The sequence below is a fragment of the Actinacidiphila sp. bgisy167 genome, assembly GCF_965342175.1.
GTDB lineage: Bacteria > Actinomycetota > Actinomycetes > Streptomycetales > Streptomycetaceae > Actinacidiphila.
Window position 1 is genome coordinate 36,729 of the sequence record NZ_CBDRBL010000019.1, and the last position, 18,276, is coordinate 55,004.

Here is an 18,276-nt window from a genome sequence, read left to right on the forward strand (position 1 = left end):
CGCCGCCCACCGGCTCCGGTGGACGCCGCGCGTCGAGGCCGGTACGGGCGAGGGCGGGGGCAGGCCGGTCGCCCGGCCCACCCCCGCCTCGCGCGGGTGGTGCGTTGTGTCAGCGCACGTCGACGTAGACGGGAGTGCCGTCGCTGTTGAAGTGCTTGGAGTCACCGAAGTACTGGATCAGCCACGTGCCGTCGGAGGACGGCTTGCCCTTGAGCGTGGCCTTGCCCGTCGAACTCGTCGTGCCCGAGGAGACGTACGTCCACTTCGTCGAGCCCTTCTTCTGGAAGAACAGCTCGACGTGGCGGCCCTTGTACGGCCGCCAGGACTTGGAGACGTACTCCTTCAGCGTGCCGGTGAAGGTGACGGTGGCGCCCTTCTTGACCTTCTTCGTCGCGGACGCCTTGATCGAGTACATCCGGGTGTTGGTGCGGGTCAGCCGGACCGGCTTGGTGGCGCTCTCCGCGAACTGGTCGGAGACGTAGTGGTGCAGCCGGTAGTAGCCGTCGAGGTTGCCCCACTTCGCGATCGTCACGACACTGCCGTTGTCGGCCGCGTTCGCCTTGCCGAGGTCCTGCCAGCCCGTCCTGCCGTCCTTGGAGTACTCCAGGTGCACCACCTGGGGACGGTAGATCGATGTCACCCGGTCGTACGCGGAGTACAGCCGGGCGGACATGGTCACCTTGGCGTCCGCGCCGATCTTGGCGCTGACCTCGGTGAAGAGGGAGTCCGCCGGGAGGACGATCGAACCGCTCGCGGCGCCGGACGCGGTCAGGTACGGGTCCGCCTCGGCGGCGGACCAGGCCCCGTACGCGTACGGGGCGGCGATCACCTTGCCGCTGAAGGCGCCCGACGCGTTGCTGGTGACCGTGACCGCCGTGCCCGCGGTCAGCCACAGCCGCACGGGCACGCCCGCCACCGGGGCGCCCGCGGAGTCCTTGACGCTGCCGCTGATGGTCACCGCCTGGCCGGGCACCGCGCGGGTGCGGTCGGCCTTGGCGGTGACGACCACGGAGGTCTGCCGGAGCCGGGGGGAGCCCGCGCCCTCGGTCGCGGCGCCGTGGACCCGCTCGTCGTTCGCGGAGAACGCCGCCTTCAGCTCCGCCCACGAACCGATCGGGAACTGCGGGGAGGTGAAGGAGCCGTCCGCCCCGGTCACGGCCTGCCCAATGCCGTCGGGCCGCCCGGCGGAGGAGTCGTAGACGCAGGTCACATCCACGGTGGCGCCCTCGATGGGCACCTGGTCGCCGCTGCCCGGCTGGACGCCGAGGAGCGTGCCGGTGACGGCCGTCGTGCGGTGGTCCTTGTCGAGCTCCGTACGGGTCAGGCCGGTGCCGGCGAGGACCGGGCGCAGGGTGAAGTCCAGGATGCCGGCGTCCGTGCGGGTGACGGTGCGGCCCTGGTCGTCGGTGGCGGTGACGTCGATGGCGTACCGGCCCAGGTGCGGCATGGCGCCGCCGTCCTCGGTGAGCCTCAGCGGGGCGCCGGACGGCACCGACCACCGCTCCCCCACGCCGGACAGCGCGAGCGCGTCCACGACGACCGAGTCGCCGTCGCGCACGGTCGCCGTGACCGAGGTGATCGCCGAACCGGCTTCGTCCGTCCACACCGGCACCGTGAAGGAGCCGCGCTCGGCGTCGGCCGTGCGGGCCACACCGATGCCGAGCGGGCCGGCGTCGTCGGCGAGGGCGGGGGTGACGGCGAATCCGGAGGAGAGCGCGGCCACCGAGACGATCAGCGCGAGAGCGCGCCGGGAATCAACGGGCATTGACGTACTCCGTCTTCGACTCGCTGTAGAAGTGCTTGGAGTCGGCCTCCAGACAGGCGGCCCAGGTGCCGTCGCCGTAGGCCTTGGTCTTCAGGCTGAAGCGTCCGGCCGAGTCGGTGCGGCCCATGACCGTCCAGTACCAGGTGCTCTTGCCCTTGGGCCGGAAGACGATCACGACCTTCCCGCCCTTGTACGCCTTCCACTTGCTGCCCGACTTGTACTGCAGCGTGCCCCGGGCCTTCAGCGCGCCGCCCACGCGCGGGCTGTTGGGCGTCATGTCGAAGGAGACGATCCGGGTGACGGTGCGGTACAGCCGCTTCTTGGCCGAGGTGACCGCGAGCATGCCGTCCGACTCGGGGTGGTACAGGCGGTAGTAGCCGTCGGTGTAGCCGTAGGCGCTCACCGAGAAGGAGCACTTGCCGCCCGAGGACTCCCCGGCGGAGCCCGACTTGAGGGTCCTCCAGCTGGTGCTGCCGTTCTTGGAGTACTGGAGGGAGACCGGTGCCCTCCAGCAGGAGCCGGCCAGCTTGCCCTTGGCGGTGACCTTCCCGTAGGCGTCCAGCGACATCGAGACGCCCGAATAGGCGCCGGGCGTCGGCACGTTGACCAGGTGCTCGGTGTACGCGAAGCCGGACACGTACTCCGACGGCCTGACATAGGTGTAGTGGTGCGTCGTCCTGGTCGCCGTCGCCGCGAAGGCGAAGGTGCCGGAGGTGTCCGCCGTCCCCGTGCCCATCAGGCCGGACGTGGTGTAGCGGTAGACGTCCGGCGGCTGCGGTGTGGTGACCAGGGGCGCCCCGGCGAACGGCTTCCAGCCCGCGTCGGTCAGCCGCTGGACGGTGCCCCGCACGGTGAAGGTCTTGCCCTTGTGGACCCGCTTGGCCGACGGGTCGGCGCTGATCCGGTACTGCACCGCCTCCGCCGGCAGCTGCGGGAGGGCGACCGGGGCCCCCGGGTCGGTGTCGGCCCCGCCGGTCACCACGGCGGCGCCCGCGGTGAGCGTGCCGCCGGGCGTCACGCCGAGGGAGAAGGTGCCGTCGGCCGCGGACGTCGCCGTCGCCGAGCCCTGCCTGGCGTCCACCCCGACGCGGGCGGTCCAGTTCACCCGCACCGTGGTGCCGGGCGCGGCCGGACCGGTGGTGCCGGTCGCCGGGTCGAAGGTCGTGACGGTGCCGGTGAGCACCGCCGTCCGGTGGTCGAAGTCGGTGTGGTCCCGGTCGTAGGCGAGCCTGCCGACACCGGTGTGCAGCCGGTAGCCGAAGAGTCCCGCCGCGCCGTGCTCGGCCCCGCTCCAGTGCTGGACGGTGCCGCCGGGCAGGCGGTAGTCGACGTCCACCGGGTAGTCGCCGTACGCGGTCCCCGCGGGCAGGCCGATGGGCCGGTCGGTGTACCAGCCGCGCTGCCAGGAGAAGGACAGGTTGTCGGTCGAGGCCAGCACGGGAGCGTCGGGCGCGGCGGACGCCCGGACACTCACCTTGACCCACAGGGCCTCGCCGTCGGCCAGGTCCACGGCCAGGGTGCCGTCGTCGCCGGTCGCCAGCCCGCTGACCGTCGCATCGTCGGCGTACGCAGGCCAGGCGGTCAGCGGTCCGGCCGCGAGGCCGGTGGTGAGTAGAAGGACGGCCGCGCTTCGGAGGACGGCAGGCCGATGTGCGCGCGAGATGCGCATGCAAGACCCCCCACAGGTCAGAGAACGGCGCCGAAATGATCAAACGCCGGAGGCCGAACCTTAGCGGACCTGTGTGCGTCCTGTGTGCAGGGGTGGCGGTGCGGTGCAGGCGGGGGCGGGGTGCCATGGAGCACGGACGGGACGGGGTGGGACACGCCTTCCGGCACCGCTTCCCTGGATCGCGTCCCGTGGGCCGCGTCCCGTAGCCCGCGCCCCCGGGGAGGTCAGTGGCGGATGCGCACGCCGTGCCGGGCCAGCCAGGGCAGCGGGGCGACCGAGGAACCCATCTGGGGCGTCACGCGGACCTCGAAGTGCAGGTGGGGACCCGTGGAGTTGCCGGAGTTGCCGGACCGGCCGATCCGCTCGCCCGCGCGGACCCGCTGACCGGGGGCGACCTCCAGGACGGACAGATGGGCGTAGTGGGTGCAGTAGCCGCCGTCGTGCAGGACGACGATCTGGTTCCCAAAGCCGTCGCCGCACGCGGCCACCACCACCGTGCCGCCGCCCACCGCCCGGACCGGGGTGCCCGGCGGCACCGCGAAGTCCTGACCGGTGTGGCGGTGCGCCCAGTGCGCGCCGGAGGCGTCGTAGCCGGCTGTGAGCGTGTAATGCGCCACCGGGCGCACCCAGCGCGGCGCCTCGGGGCGACGTGATGCGGCGGAGGACCGTGACGGGGCCGGGGGCGCCTCGCGCGGGCAGTCCGCCGAGAGCCCCCCGTGGGACATGAGGGCGAGGTCCCGGGCGGACAGCCCGGCACGGGCGCGCAGCAGCCGCGCCTCGATGCGCCGGAGCAGCGCGTCCTTGCGGCGGGCCTCGCGGGCCAGCGCCTTCAGCGTCCGCCTGACGGCCTCGGTCTTCGCCTCCAGCCGGCGCTCCGCCAGCATCCGCTGGGCCAGCAGCGCCGCCTGCGCGTGCTGGCCCTGCCGGGCCAGCGCCACGCCCTCCAGCAGCCGTTCGGGCCGGTCGGCCAGCAGCAGCCGTGCCGACGGCCCCATCAACCCGCTGCGGTACTCGCTGCGCGCCATCGCCCCGATCAGGTCCCGCACCGCCGTCAGCCGCCGCCGCTCCACCGCCGCGGCCCGGCGCAGCAGCCGCAGCTCGGCGCGCTTGCGGCGGGCCGCCCGCTCGGTGTCCTCGTACGCCTGCACCGCACGGGCCGCCTGCGCGTACAGCCGCTCCGCCCGGGCCGGCGGGCCGGGCCGGGGGTGCTCGTCGGCCATCGCCGGCGCACCGGCCAGGAGCAGGCACAGGGCCACGGCCGCCGTCCTCCATCGCATCGCCCGATCCTGTCGGGCCTGGTCACCGCAGCGCCCGGACGACACGCCCCGCCCGGCCGCGGCCACCCGGCGGGGTGACCGCGTCCGGGCGGCCGGGTCGAGTCGCGCCGACCGTCCGACGGCCTCGTGGAGTGGCGCGAGGAGGACATCGGCGCCTCGCCCGCCCGGCTCGCCGGGTTGCGTCCGCACGCCGACGGTGATGTGGGCGGCCCGGTCGACCCGGTCCCGTCCGCGCGGGTCCTGAAGGAGCCGGAGGTGGCATCGCGATCCTCGCGGCACGGATCATGCGATAGACGGATCAACCGCTCGGAGTATCACAACAGGCGGATTTCGACTTGCGCCCGCACGATGATCAGACGGGCCGCCGCAGGGGCGGTCCCGGGAACCGGCCCCTCGGGGAGGATCTGCCGTGACCGTCAGTCTGGCGCATCTGCGTCGTTGCTCCGTTGCCGTCGACCTCGGGGCGTCGCGCACCCGTGTCTACCTCAAGCACCAGGGACTCGTCGTGGACGAGCCGAGCGTGGCCGCCGTCAACGCGCACAGCGGCGCCCTCGTCGCCGTCGGCTCGCTCGCCGAGAAGATGACCGGCCGCACACCCGAGCACATCCGCGTGGTCCGCCCCATCCAGGCCGGGATGGTCGTCGACATCGAGATGGCCCAGCGTATGCTCCGTCACCTGCTGGGCGGTCAGCTCCGCAAAGCGTGGCGGCGCAAGCCGATGCTGCGGGCCGCCGTCTGCACCCCCACCGGCAGCGGGCCGCTGGCCCAGCGGGCCGCCGTCGAGACGCTGTACGGCCTCGGTTCGCGCCGGGTCGAACTCGTGGACTCCGTCATCGCGGCCGCCATCGGGGCCGGGCTGCCGGTCGACGAGCCCGAAGCCACGATGATCATGCTCGCCGGAGCCGGCACCACGCAGATCGCGGTCATCTCGATGGGCTCGATCGTCGCCGCGGAGACCATCGCGGTGGGCGGCGACGCGATCGACCACGCCGTCGTCCAGCACCTGCGCAACAAGCACGAACTGGTGCTGCCCAGCCAGTCGGTCCGGCCGCTGCACGAGATCCTCTCCGCGCCCGGGCCCCTCGCGCCCAGCGCCGAGGTCCAGGGCCGCGACGTCGCCAGCGGGATCGCCCGCACGGTCCGCGTCGACACCGAGGCCGTACGGCAGGCGATCCGGATGCCCATGGCGACGCTGGTCGACGGGATCGGCCAGGTGCTGCGGCGGTGCCCGCCGGACCTGGTCGCCGACCTCACCGACCGCGGCATCATGCTCGCGGGCGGCAGCGCGCTGCTGCCGGGCCTGGACGCCATGCTCCGCCAGTCCACCGGGATGCCGGTCACGATCGCGGACCGGCCCGACGTCTGCGCGGTGCGCGGGCTCGGCGCCATGATGGAGGGCCAGCCCGTCCCGGCGCCGCTGGACCCGGTGACCGCTTAGAGGTCGCGCGGATCGGCGGGGTGGAGAAAGGAGGGGGTCGAGGGCCGAGCCCGGCAAGGCGGAGAAGGGAGACGCAGCGGAGCTGCGGCGACCGACGACAACGCCGCCAGGCGAGAGCCGTCGACCCGCGACGCCGGCCCGCCTATCCGCGCGGCCTCTTGGCTAGAGGCACAGTGAGATGAAGCGGGGGCACATGTGAAGGGTGCCCTTGTGCGGCCCGTAGGTCAGCCAGATGCCGTGGTCGATGGCGGCCACGAGGTGTTGCGCGGCCTCAATGACAGCGGCCACGGGGAAAACCGGATCAGCGACGACCTCGATGCGGGTGCTCTCGGGCACGCGGTCGTCTCCGGTCTGCTTCAGCCCTGAGGCAGCGACCTCGTCCAGGAACGACTTCGTCAGATCAGCCAGCGCCCTTTCGCGTGACTCCAGGTCGTGCGTGGTCGTGCCCGGTGACTCCGGACGTTCCGCGAGCGTACGCAGACACGCCCCGATCAGGTCCGCCGGGTCCGGTGTGATCTCCACGCGCACCACGGCGTGCGGTTCCCGCTCGGAGTCGTGCTGGTGCGGCAACGTAGGCCCCCTCACTCGAAGCTGTCTTTCTGTCCGTCCCGTCGGAGTATCCTCTCGCGTCCCGGCAGCCCTGGAATTGGCGCATCCTCCGCGACGGACACGGGGGCGGCCGCCACCGCTCTACTCGGCCGCACCCACTCCGGCCAGGAGCTCCTCGACTCTCAGCACGTGGGTCACCGCGGAGACCAGGAGCTGCTTCACCGATGCGCGCTGCCGTGCGTCGCAGGAGAGCACGGGAACGGTCACGTCGACATCGAGAGCCGCCCGCACGGTCTCCGCCGGGTACACACGGGCGTCGTCGAAGACGTTGACGGCCACTACGTACGGCAGTCGGCGCCGCTCGAAGTAGTCGATGGACGCGAAGGACGCGTCCAGACGGCGGGTGTCCACGAGGACGACCGCGCACAGGGCCCCGGACGCGAGCTCGTCCCACATGAACCAGAAACGGTCCTGCCCGGGCGTGCCGAACAGGAACAGGTCGAGCCGGTCGTGGATGGCGATGCGCCCGAAGTCCATGGCGACGGTGGTCGTCGTCTTCTCTCCCACACCGGAGGTGTCGTCGATCCCGATACCGGACCGGGTGAGGCGTTCCTCGGTGTGAAAGGGAGTGATCTCACTAGCGGTCGACACCAAGGTGGTCTTGCCCGTGCCGAAGCCGCCCGAGACCAGGATCTTGACAGCTTGGGGAAGGTCTTCGGCCGGCCCCGGAACAGAGGGCTCGTGCGAGAGGGCTTGAATCATCGCCGTTCCATTTCTGGGCGTTTCGTGTCGAGGGCGGTACACGCCACTTCCGGTTCGTCTCGTTGCCGTCCGGGCCTGCGGCGCTCACAGGGCCTGGAGGCCGGCGAGAACCATGCGGATGAGGGAGAGGGAGGGGCGCTCTCCGTCGGGGGAGGGCTCACGGACCCTGATGGCGCCCATGACCAGCAGGTCGCCCAGGAGCACCCGGACCACCCCGATAGGCAGTCCGCTGCGGGCCGTGAGTTCGCTCACCGACAGGGGTTGCCGGCACAGGGACAGCAGCCTGGTGTGCTCCGGCTCCGTCTCCAGCCAGGTGTCCAGGTGCTCCATGACGGCGACGACGTAGGAGACCAGGTCGAAGGCGCCCTTCCGCGCGTGGGTGCGGCCGCGTACCAGGGCGTAGGGGCGTACGAGAGGGACCGCCTCGTCGTCCACCCACCAGCTACCGCCCACTTCACTGGTCCGAGGGCTCGTGCGGGGGCCGGGAAGCCACGGAGAGGTGCCGGCCGACCTGCCGGACGAGCCTCGCCATCTCGTAGGCGACCACGCCGATGTCGGCCTGCTCGGGCGAGAGCACGGTGAGGCACGCGTTGTCCCCCGCCGCGCAGACGAAGAGGTATCCGGCCTCCATCTCGACCATCGTCTGGCGCACCGTACCCCCGCCGAAGTGGCGGCCGGTGCCCTTGGCGAGGCTGTGGAAGCCCGAGGCGACGGCGGACAGCTGCTCCGCGTGCTCCCGGGCGAGTCCGTCGGAGCCCGCGAGCAGCAGGCCGTCGGTCGACAGCACGACGGCGTGGCCGATGCTCGGCACGCGCTGCACCATGTCGTTGAGGAGCCAGCCGAGGTTCGCGGTGGTCTCGGTGGCGGGCGTCGGTGTCATCGAGTTGTCCTCTCCTGGACGAGCGGTCGTTGAAGGGGAGCGCCGGATCTCGGCGGGCTCAGAGCGGTTCGAGACGGCCTCGGGCGGCTCCCGCCTGCAGGGCGGACATCAAAGAGCGCACTTGGGCCGGACGGCTGGTGGCCGGGCCGTCCGCCACCGCCTCACCGCCGTCCGGCGCTGCCCCGGACGCGTCCGCGTCCAGTTGACGCACGGACCAGGGGTCGAGCACTCCGGTGACGCCCGGTCCGGGGAGACCTCCCCGGTAGGGCGCCGGCCCGGCGGCCGGCGTGTGATCGCCCGACCGGGCTCCGCCCCAGTCGGGTGGCGCCGGCGGGCCGGCGTTCTCGGTCTTGAGCTGCGGTGCCAGGCTGGCCTGCCGCACCCGGCGCGGCAGGCCGTCGATCATCTCCGGGACGGTGGCCGCGGCCTGGTCCTGCACCTGTGCCGAGCTTGCGGCGGCGGGCGACGTGCCGGCCGTGTGGCGCCATGGCTCCACAGTCCCCGCAGGGAGAGCACCGGGGTGCGCGTGGGTCGCGGGTGTCCACGCGCCCGTCGGCGCGGCTGGGCCGGCCGGAGCCCACTCGGGGGCAGGCCCCGCCTGGGGAGGCCGGGCCCGCAGCGCAGGTGCGCCGGCCGGCCCGGGAAGCCTGCCCGGACCGGAACCGGGTGCGGCTCCCGGTTCCGCCCTCGTGTCCGCCGGCTCGGCTGGGCGGGCCGGGTCCTCCAGCAGCGTGTTCGGGATGAGCACGATGGCGGTGATGCCACCGTAGGGCGAAGAGCGGAGAGTCACATGGACGCCATGGCGCTGGGAGAGCCTGCCGACCGTCACCAGGCCGAGTCGTGTGCTGTCCACGGCGCTGACGTCCACGGACTGGGTGATCCGCTCGTTGGCCGCCTGCAGGTCTTCGGGAAGCATGCCGAGGCCGCGGTCGTCGATCTCCACGACCAGGCCGCCCGCGCCGACGCCCGCGCCGACCCGGATCTGGCTGCCGGCCGGGGAGAAGTTCTGTGCGTTCTCGATGAGTTCGGCGAGCAGATGGACGATGTCGGCCGCCGCGTGACCGCTGATGCCGACCGGTGGCACGGGCGGGACGATGACCCGGTCGTAGCCCTCGGTCTCGGCGACCGCGCCGCGCACCACGTCCACCGCCGGAACCGGGTGCCGCCACACACGGCCCGTCGACGAGCCCGAGACGATGATCAGGCCTTCGGCATAGCGGCGTTGCCGGGTGGCGAGGTGGTCGAGCTGGAACAGCGACTGCAGCAGCGCAGGGTCCTCCTCCTGCTTTTCCATGGAGTCGAGGAGGCTGAGCTGCCGGTTGACCAGTGACTGGCTCCTTCTGGCGAGGTTGGCGAACACATCGCTGATCCCGCGACGGAGGCGGATGTCCTCGGCGGCGAGTTCGACGGCCGTCGACTGGAGGGCGTGAAAAGCCTCGCCCAGTTCGGCGATCTCGCGGTTGACGAAGTCGGGCCGGCGCAGGTCGTCCTCGACGTCGACCAGCTCACCGCGGCGAAGGCGCCCGACCACGTCACGCAGTTTCACGTCGGTGAGACTGCGGGCGGACTCGTTCAGGCGGCCCAGGTCGCTGACGAGTGACCGGGTGATTCTCACCGACAGCAGACCCGAGGCCACCAGCAGGCCCAGTCCGAACAGGCCGCTCACCAGCAGCTCCACGAAGGCACGCGTCGCCGGCGGACCGGTGAGGGTGAACACCACGGAGATGTCGTTCAAGGCCAGCTGGTTGGTGGCCCGCCACTGCGCGTCGTACGCCTTGCGCCATTCAAGGACAGGGAACGGCAGGCCCGGTGCGTCGGGGCCGGCCGCGATGATCTGCTCCTCCATCGCCGTGACCTTCGCCTGCGGGCCTCCGTCCTTGGACAGCGCCTCGAACTGGGCCCGCTGGGGTGCGGGGAGGGACTGCAGAGCCATGGCGGTGAAGTGCCGTGCGGCGCCGATGTTCTGGACCACGGCACTGTAGGAGGCTGGGTCAAGTCGGTGGTGCGCGGAGACCGCTGCGGCCGAGATCAGGGCGTCCTCCTGGGAGAGGAAGTCCCCGCCGACCACCAGCGTGTCGAGGGCCTGTCCGAACTTCTGCGCCTCCTCGTCCGGCAGGATCGTCATCGCGTGGAACGCTCCGGAGATCGCTGCGTTGACGGCCGTGTACGAGGCCAGCGCCTCGGCGGGAGGCAGCGCGAGGCTGTCGATCTGCCGGCGCAGCCCCCCGATCCCCGCGAGAGCGTCCTCGGCGGCGTCGACGCTACGGCGGACTTCGGGGTTCTCGACGTCGCGGACGCTGCTCTGCTCGGCCTCGGCCAGGAAAGCCCGCACGGAGGTGTCCGTGGCGGCACGGCTGGCTGCCAGGTCGCGCCAGTGAGCGCGGTCACTGCGTCCCTTTTCCGCGGGCGCCTGCAGCGCCAGCGCGATCAGGGAGTTGCGCCGCTCCACTTGGAGGTCGATGACGACCTCGCCCAAGGGGTGGGCCAGGCGGGTGCCGATCGTGTCCACGTGAGCGAGGGTGAGGGCGTTGCCCAGGGACAGGTTCGCCCCGTAGGCCCACAGGGCGGTCAACGAGAGAAGGGGGAGTAGCAGCAGGGCATTCAGCTTGCGGCGAACCGTCCATCTGCGCGATCTCATGAAAGCCTGCCAAGTCCCTTGTACTGCATGTGAGTCGGTGCGACCCGAACCGGACCGGGATCCGGCGGAGGTCGGTGACGTGAGGTCGAGCGGGGACCGTCGACTCGCGGGGGGGGCTCCCGCGAGCAGCGCCCTGACGGCTTGCGGCCGCCGGCCGGCGAGAGGTCGTCGTGAGCACGGGCTCAGGATGTGAGGCCCCGTCGAGGCCCCGGCCCGCCCCGCGCGGAGACGGTCTCCAGCATCTCGTAGATATCGTGATGGAGGTGCACGCAACATGTCGGGGACATGGCCAGTCTGTGTCGAGGACCGGTCATCATGGTGCGCGACTCCCGCCCTGCGGCGTTCCCAGGATCGCGAGGTGAGGGCTGCACACGGTCGCGGACTCGCGACGCTCATCTCGGCGTGCGGAAAGCCTTGTTGGCGGCGGCGTGCTGCGGTCCTGCGTCGCGCCGTCTGCCGTGGTCTTCGGGGCCGCTGAGCGGCGGGGAGGTCGGCGACGAGGAGCTCGTGGGAAGCGATGCGCCGTCAGCGCCGGTGGGGCCGGCAGCAACCGAGCAGGCATACCGCCCCCCGCCCTCGTGCGATGGATGGACCGTGCGGAGGCGCTGCCCTGCGCGGGTCTGCTCCCTCCCAACCGACCGGCCACGTCCGTCGTCGACCGCAACGCACGCGCGGGAGTCATCCTGCGCGTCGTCGGCCCCCACCGGCCCGCTCTCACCCACCGTGTCGAGCAGGCCGGCCGACCGACTGCGGCCGCTTCCGTCACGTCCCACCGCGCGGGGCGGGAGCGCGCGGCGGCCGGGCGGGCGGACGCCTCCCGTCCCGGCCGACCTGCGCCGCGCCGGGTCCGCCGTGGGGCCCGCGTCCGCCGTCGGCGCCCGCACGTCGTCCGCTCGTCGCCGGGCCGCCACCCGCCGTACCACCGCCGTTCCCGGCGGTCGCGGGAGGCGGTCCGCCGGCGTCTCCTCCGGCGGCGGCACGGTATACCTTTGCCGCCGTGACCGGTGGAAACGCGATACTGCAGCGACGGCTCGGCGTCTTCGACGCCACCGTCATCGGACTCGGCTCGATGATCGGCGCCGGGGTCTTCGCGGCCTTCGCACCGGCCGCCCACGCCGCCGGCTCCGGGCTGCTCCTCGGGCTCGCGGCGGCCGCCGTCGTCGCCTACTGCAACGCCATGTCCTCGGCCCGGCTCGCCGCGCTCTACCCCGCCTCCGGCGGCACCTACGTCTACGGACGCGAACGGCTCGGGCCCTTCTGGGGCTATCTGGCGGGATGGTCCTTCGTCGTCGGCAAGACCGCCTCCTGCGGGGCGATGGCCCTGACCATCGGCGCGTACGTCTGGCCGGAGCAGCAGCGAGCGGTCGGTGTCGCCGCCGTCGTGGCGCTCACCGCCGTCAACTACGCCGGCGTGCAGAAGGCCGCCTGGCTCACCCGGGGCATCGTCGCGGTCGTCCTCGCGGTGCTCGCGGCCTTCGTGGTCGCCGCGTTCACCGGCGGCGAGGCCGACGCGACCCGGCTGGACATCGGGGCCGACGCGACCCGGCTGGACATCGGGGCCGACGCGACCCGGCTGGACATCGGGGCCGACGCGACCGTCGGCGGCGTGCTGCAAGCGGCCGGCCTGCTCTTCTTCGCCTTCGCCGGGTACGCCAGGATCGCCACGCTCGGCGAGGAGGTACGGGACCCCGCGCGCACCATCCCCCGCGCGATCCCGCTGGCCCTCGGCGTCACCCTGGCCGTCTACGCCGCCGTCGCGGTCGCCCTGCTCGCGGTGCTGGGCCCGCAGGGACTCGCCGGCTCGGCGGCACCGCTGGCCGATGCCGCGGGCGGCCTCGCGCCGCTGATGCGGGTGGGCGCGGCGGTCGCCGCCGTCGGCTCCCTGCTCGCGCTGATCCTCGGGGTCTCCCGCACGGCGCTGGCCATGGCCCGCGACGGCCACCTGCCGCGGGCCCTGGCCGCCGTGCATCCGCGCTTCGGGGTTCCCCACCACGCCGAACTCGCCGTCGGCGCCGTCGTCGCCGTGCTCGCCGCCACCGCCGACCTGCGCGGCGCGATCGGCTTCTCCTCCTTCGGCGTCCTCGTCTACTACGCCGTCGCCAACGCCTCCGCCTGGACCCTGGGCCCCGGCGCCCGACGGCTCGTGCCCGCCGTCGGTCTGCTCGGCTGCCTCGTCCTGGCCTTCGCCCTGCCCTGGACCTCCGCCGCCGCGGGCGCGGCCGTGCTCGTCGCGGGGGCGGCGCTGTACGCGGCACGCAGCCGCCGGAACACCTGACGCCGGTCGCCTCGGGTCGCCACGACAGCGGCGCCGGCCGGAACCAGCCACAGCACCGGCGGCCCCTGCCGGGGAGGGCGGGACAAGCCGCGCCATCCGCTCCGGACGATGGGCCTGGCAGCGCCCATCGCCCCACGCCCGAAGAGGCGTTGGCCCAACTGAGACGCTTCCGCAACGGCACCGATGCCGCCCCGTGCGGACCGCGTACGTCACAGTCACAGAAGGCGCACGGGGCGCCGACGGGGGTGACATTCATGCGGCGGATCACGGCGATGACGGTGGCGGCGGTCGCGGCGGCGGCGATGGTGGCGGGGTGCAGCGCCGGAGAGAGCGGGAACCGCTCCCGCTCCGGCGCCGAGCACGGCCCCGGCCGCGGCGCCCAGGCGCCCGGGTACGGCTCGGGGTGGACCGGGCAGGGCGGCGACGGCAGCGGGCGGAACCCGGCCGACGGACCGGAGACCGCCCGGCTGTCGACCTTCGCGCTGGACGTCGACACCGCCTCGTACGGTTACGCCAGGCGGCGGCTCGACGAGGGATCGCTGCCCTCGCCGGCCGACGTGCGCTACGAGGAGTTCGTCAACAGCTTCCGGCAGGACTACCCCGCTCCCCGGGGGGACGGCTTCTCCGTCACCGTCGACGGCGCCCGCATCGGCGACGAGCGGGGCTGGTCCCTGCTGCGGGTCGGCCTCGCCACCCGCCCCGCGGACGAGGGCGAGAGGCCGCCGGCCGTCCTGACCTTCGTCGTGGACGTCTCCGGCTCCATGGGCGAGACCGGCCGCCTCGACCTCGTCCGACAGGCGCTGCGCGCCGCGATCGGCGAACTGCGGGACGACGACTCCCTCGCCGTCGTGGCCTTCAGCGACCGCGCCCGGGTGGTCCTGCCGCACACCAGGCTCGGCGCCAAGGGCGCCCGGCAGCACGCCCGCTCGGTGGTCGACCGTCTCGAGCCGGAGGACTCCACCAACCTGGAAGCGGGCCTACGCACCGGTTACGACGTGGCCCTGGAGAGCGCCCGGCGCGGGTCCACCAACCGGGTCGTCCTGCTCTCCGACGCCCTCGCCAACACCGGGGAGACCGAACCCGACGCCCTGCTGGAGCGGATCGACCGGGCCCGCTCACAACACGGCGTCGCGCTCTTCGGGGTCGGCGTCGGCAGCGAGTACGGCGACGAGCTGATGGAGCAACTGGTCGACAAGGGCGACGGCCACACCTCGTACGTCGCCACCCCGGCGGAGGCCCGCGCCCTGTTCGTGGACCGGCTGCCGGTCAACATCGGCCTGCGCGCCCGCGACGCCAAGGCCCAGGTCTCCTTCGACCCGCGCACGGTCGAGCGCTACCGCCTGATCGGCTTCGAGAACCGCGCCGTCGCCGACGAGGACTTCCGCGACGACCGCGTGGACGGCGGCGAGGTCGGTCCCGGCCACACCGTCACCGCGCTCTACGCCGTGCGGCTGAAGGAGGGCGCCCGGGGCCACGTCGCCACGGCCACCGTGCGCTGGCTCGACCCGCACGACCGCTCCCCTCACGAGGCCGCCGGCGCCGTCGAGGCGGACCGGCTCTCCGGGCGGCTGTGGGACTCCGGCACCTCCCCGAGGCTCCGCGTGGACGCGGTCGCCGCGTACTTCGCCGACGCGCTGCGCACCTACGACACGGGAGACAGGCAGCTGCCCGGCGCGCCCGGTCTCGCCGAGCTCGGTGAGACCGCGCACGCCCTGGCCGAGATCACCGAGGACCCGGCGGTACGCGACCTGGCGCGCGCCGTCGACAGCGCGTACGCGCTCCGCGCGGGCTGACGCGGTATCAGTTGAGGTATGGCAGAAGAGAAGGAACCCGAGCCCGAGCTCGACGCCCGCCACAGCAGCGCGGGTGCGGCCCCCACGACCTGGCACGACGCCCGCGAACAACTGGCCGGCGCCGAGATCTACTGGCTGAGCACCGTCCGTCCGGACGGCCGCCCCCACGTCACCCCGCTGATCGGGGTCTGGTTCGACGACGCCCTGCACTTCTGCACGGGTGTGGACGAGCGCAAGGCCCGGAACCTCGCCCACAACCACCGGGTCGCCCTCACCACCGGCAACAACGCGCTCGAGGAGGGCCTGGACGTGGTGCTCGAGGGCAAGGCCGCCCGCGTGCGCAGCGACAAGCAACTGCGCCGGATCGCGGAGGCGTACGAAGCCAAGTACGGCTCGGCACGGCATTTCGACGTACGCGACCAGGTCTTCGTCGGCGACGGTCACGAGGCCCTCGTCTACCAGGTGGAGCCCACCGCCGCTTTCGCCTACGCCCGCGGCACCGTGTACAGCCAGACCCGGTGGGTGTTCTAGGCGCGCCCGGCGGGGGGCGTCGCCGACGCCCACCCGCCGGCCGTTCCCCCAGGCCGACGCCCCCTCACTCGCGGGGAAGCCGGGAGCGGCCGACCGGGCCGTGGAAGGCCGCCCGGTCGGCCGCGGCCGTGCCGTGCTCCCAGCCCTCGCGGTCTCGGCCCTTCAGCCGCTCCGTTCTCGTCTGCGGGAACATCTCGTCCGCGGCCCGCCCCACCGCGACCTCGCGGGCGGCGAGCACCGGGAGCACCCCGGGGCCCTCGGGCCCCTCCGCGGCCTCCTCCGCCGCGTCGCGGGCGGCGCCGGCCAGGCGCTCGCCGATCCGGCCCGCGTAGGCGATGAGGAAGGACTCGCGGAAATCCCGGGAGGGGCCCCCGCCCTTACCGCCCTTTCCGGCCCTCCCGCCCCTGCCGCCCTTCCCTCCTGTGCCCGCGGCCGGCCCCGGCGCGCCGCCGTGCCGCATCGCCGCCTCGGCCTGCACCAGCAGAGACGTGTAGAGGACCTCCACCGCGTCCAGATCGGCCTCCCAGCCGACGACCGTCGAGAAGCCGAACTCCGCCGACCACACGGCGCGGCAGCGGTTGGCCGCCGCCACCGCGTCGAGCAGCAGCGCCTTCGGGGCCTCGTACGGGCGCTCCACGCCGATCCGCCGCGCACCCGGGCCGGCGCCCGGAGCCGAGCCCGCGACCAGCGCCTCGTCCACGCTGTGCCGGGCCATCAGATGCTGGGCCTTCGCGCTCAGCGCCTCCGCCTCCTCCGGGAAGGCCGTGGACTCCGCCTTGGCCAGCAGCGCCCTGATGCGGCGCAGCATGGGGTGCCCCGAGCCACCGGGCGCCGCCGTCGCGGGGGCGGCCAGCGGGGTGATCCCGGGCAGCCGCCCCAGCAGGCGGACGAGCTCCAGCACGGCCGTCGCCACGGTGAAGCGGTCCCACCGCTCGGCCGCCCCGAAAGCCGTCAGGAGGCCCTGCGGCTCCGCGTCCGCGTCTCTGCCCCCGTCCCCGTCCGCGGTCAGGCGCTCGGCGAGCCGCACGTGCTCCGGGCGCAGTTCACGGCGCACCATGCGCAGCAGGTCCGCGTCCTCCCAGCCACGCGCCCGGCAGCCCCGCAGCAGTCCGCCCACCGCGGCCCCCACCGCCCGGCTGACCTCGTCCCATCCGGCCTCCGCCGCCGCCATGGCCGACGCCCCGGCGTCCAGCGCCGTCTCGACGTCTGCCGCCGACGACCCCAGGACGCCGGCGAACGCTGCCTCGACCACCGTCATCGCATCTCGCACACCGTTCAGGATCGCACCGGCACACCGCGCGCGGAGCACCGGCGCCGTCGCCCGCCCCGGGCCCGGATGGCGTACCAGGGCGCGCCCGCGGCCGGTCCCGGCTGACAGGGTGGAGAGGAGGGCCGACTGACGGTCCGTCGGTCGCGCTGTACGCGGAACCCGAGGAGATCGACGCATGCGTGTGTCCCTGCGCCGGATGTTCGCCGGGGTGCTGATGACCGTCTCCCCCCTTCTGGCCGCCCTCCCCGTGCCGTCGCCCGCGCAGGCGCACGACCAGCTCGCCCTGGCCCCGCTGCTCGGCGCGGGGTCGCCGAACTCCATCCCCGGCCGGTACATCGTCACCGTGGCCCCGGGCAGCGACCCCTCGGCCGTCGCGAGCGCGGCCGGGGTGACCCCGTCTCACGTCTACGAGAGCGTGCTGCGGGGCTTCGCCGCCCCGCTCACCGGGCCGCAGCTGGCGCGGGTGCGGGCCCTGCCCTCGGTGCGCGGCGTCGAGCAGGACACCACCGTCGCCCTGCCTCTCGAGGACCGGGTCCCGGTGGCGACCAGCCGCAGCATTCCCGTGGGCCCACCCCCTCCGCCCGGCGGCACAGGCCGGTTCTGGGGCCTGGAACGGGTGAACAACCGCGCCCCGGCCACCCACGGCTACACCGTCCGGGCGACCGGCGCCAAGGTCACCGCCTACATCATCGACAGCGGCATCGACTTCACCCACCCCGAGTTCGGCGGCCGCGCCAGGCCCGGCATCGACGAGATGGACGACGACCGCGGTGCGGCGGACTGCGCCGGGCACGGCACGCACGTCGCCGGGACGGTCGGCGGCGAGAACACCGGCGTCGCCCGGGGCGTCTCGCTGGTCTCCGTGCGCGTACTGGACTGCGAGGCACGCGGCCCGAACTCCGGGATCATCGCCGGCATCAACTGGGTCGCCCTGCACGCGGTGAGACCCGCGGTGGCCAACATCTCGCTCGGCGGGGTCTACTCGCCGGCTCTGAACGAGAGCCTGGACGCGCTGGCCCGCTCCGGGGTCTTCCCGGTGGTCGCGGCCGGCAACGACGACGTCAGCTCCTGCGCCATCTCACCGGCGAGCGCGGCGGAGGCGTTCACCGTCGCCGCGACCGACCGGGCCGACCACCGGGCGCCGTTCAGCAACTTCGGCAGCTGCGTCAATCTGAACGCGCCCGGGGTCGACATCGCCTCCGCCTTCCCCGGCGGCCTCTACGCCGTCATGAGCGGCACCTCGATGGCGGCGCCCCACGTCACCGGCATCGCGGCGCTCTACAAGGACACCTATGGGGACGTCGGCTTCGCGGAGCTGAAGCAGTGGCTCCTCGACCACGCCACCCGGACCGCGGTCCCGGAACCATGGGGCACCCCGCGGCTGGTGGCGTTCACCGGCGACCTCTGAGCTCCCGCCGCCGACGCGCCG

Annotated in this window: 14 protein-coding genes; 5 read left to right on the top strand and 9 right to left on the bottom strand. The window is 73.6% G+C overall.

Features of this window, described 5'->3' with window-relative positions; genetic code table 11:
* Nucleotides 1-109 precede the first annotated feature (109 nt).
* The 3 genes from ACRWND_RS10400 to ACRWND_RS10410 form a co-directional block, all read right to left on the bottom strand.
* Nucleotides 110-1,765 (bottom strand): hypothetical protein, encoded by a 1,656-nt coding sequence (locus tag ACRWND_RS10400; protein ID WP_431948318.1) that lies wholly within the window; start codon nucleotides 1,763-1,765, stop codon nucleotides 110-112.
* Complete coding sequence (locus ACRWND_RS10405; RefSeq protein WP_431948320.1) at nucleotides 1,755-3,434, bottom strand: hypothetical protein; 1,680 nt, start codon at nucleotides 3,432-3,434, stop codon at nucleotides 1,755-1,757. The genes ACRWND_RS10400 and ACRWND_RS10405 overlap by 11 nt, the downstream gene beginning before the upstream one ends.
* A gap of 224 nt (nucleotides 3,435-3,658) precedes the next feature.
* Nucleotides 3,659-4,711, bottom strand: coding sequence for a peptidoglycan DD-metalloendopeptidase family protein (locus ACRWND_RS10410; RefSeq protein WP_431948322.1), 1,053 nt, complete (start codon nucleotides 4,709-4,711; stop codon nucleotides 3,659-3,661).
* A 409-nt stretch (nucleotides 4,712-5,120) separates the two neighbouring features.
* On the opposite strand from ACRWND_RS10410, the gene ACRWND_RS10415 reads away from it, so the two are divergent.
* Complete coding sequence (locus ACRWND_RS10415; RefSeq protein ID WP_431948324.1) at nucleotides 5,121-6,149, top strand: rod shape-determining protein; 1,029 nt, start codon at nucleotides 5,121-5,123, stop codon at nucleotides 6,147-6,149.
* A gap of 162 nt (nucleotides 6,150-6,311) precedes the next feature.
* Here ACRWND_RS10415 and ACRWND_RS10420 read toward each other — a convergent pair whose 3' ends face one another.
* The 5 genes from ACRWND_RS10420 to ACRWND_RS10440 form a co-directional block, all read right to left on the bottom strand.
* Nucleotides 6,312-6,719, bottom strand: a complete 408-nt coding sequence (locus tag ACRWND_RS10420) for a hypothetical protein (RefSeq protein ID WP_431948326.1) — start codon at nucleotides 6,717-6,719, stop codon at nucleotides 6,312-6,314.
* A gap of 120 nt (nucleotides 6,720-6,839) precedes the next feature.
* On the bottom strand, nucleotides 6,840-7,460 hold the full coding sequence (locus tag ACRWND_RS10425; RefSeq protein WP_431948328.1) for a GTP-binding protein: 621 nt from the start codon (nucleotides 7,458-7,460) through the stop codon (nucleotides 6,840-6,842).
* 84 nt (nucleotides 7,461-7,544) lie between these two features.
* On the bottom strand, nucleotides 7,545-7,895 hold the full coding sequence (locus ACRWND_RS10430) for a DUF742 domain-containing protein (RefSeq protein ID WP_431948330.1): 351 nt from the start codon (nucleotides 7,893-7,895) through the stop codon (nucleotides 7,545-7,547).
* Nucleotides 7,896-7,914: 19 nt separating this feature from the next.
* Nucleotides 7,915-8,340, bottom strand: a complete 426-nt coding sequence (locus tag ACRWND_RS10435; RefSeq protein ID WP_431948332.1) for a roadblock/LC7 domain-containing protein — start codon at nucleotides 8,338-8,340, stop codon at nucleotides 7,915-7,917.
* Between the two features lie 58 nt (nucleotides 8,341-8,398).
* Entirely contained in the window at nucleotides 8,399-10,978 is a 2,580-nt protein-coding gene (locus ACRWND_RS10440) for a nitrate- and nitrite sensing domain-containing protein (protein WP_431948334.1), read from the bottom strand.
* A 997-nt stretch (nucleotides 10,979-11,975) separates the two neighbouring features.
* On the opposite strand from ACRWND_RS10440, the gene ACRWND_RS10445 reads away from it, so the two are divergent.
* The 3 genes from ACRWND_RS10445 to ACRWND_RS10455 all read left to right on the top strand — a co-directional run bounded on the left by ACRWND_RS10445 (nucleotide 11,976) and on the right by ACRWND_RS10455 (nucleotide 15,577).
* Entirely contained in the window at nucleotides 11,976-13,253 is a 1,278-nt protein-coding gene (locus ACRWND_RS10445) for an APC family permease (protein WP_431948336.1), read from the top strand.
* 254 nt (nucleotides 13,254-13,507) lie between these two features.
* A complete protein-coding gene (locus ACRWND_RS10450; RefSeq protein WP_431948338.1) occupies nucleotides 13,508-15,046 on the top strand; it encodes a YfbK domain-containing protein in 1,539 nt (512 codons plus the stop codon).
* A gap of 18 nt (nucleotides 15,047-15,064) precedes the next feature.
* Nucleotides 15,065-15,577, top strand: coding sequence for a pyridoxamine 5'-phosphate oxidase family protein (locus ACRWND_RS10455; RefSeq protein WP_431948340.1), 513 nt, complete (start codon nucleotides 15,065-15,067; stop codon nucleotides 15,575-15,577).
* Nucleotides 15,578-15,641: 64 nt separating this feature from the next.
* Here the strand turns inward: ACRWND_RS10455 and ACRWND_RS10460 are convergent, their stop codons facing one another.
* Entirely contained in the window at nucleotides 15,642-16,847 is a 1,206-nt protein-coding gene (locus ACRWND_RS10460) for a DUF2786 domain-containing protein (RefSeq protein ID WP_431948342.1), read from the bottom strand.
* 175 nt (nucleotides 16,848-17,022) lie between these two features.
* Between ACRWND_RS10460 and ACRWND_RS10465 the strand changes: the two genes are divergently transcribed.
* Nucleotides 17,023-18,255 carry a S8 family serine peptidase gene (locus ACRWND_RS10465; protein ID WP_431948344.1) on the top strand — a complete coding sequence of 411 codons (1,233 nt, stop codon included), beginning with the start codon at nucleotides 17,023-17,025 and terminating at the stop codon, nucleotides 18,253-18,255.
* The last annotated feature ends 21 nt before the right edge of the window (nucleotides 18,256-18,276 follow it).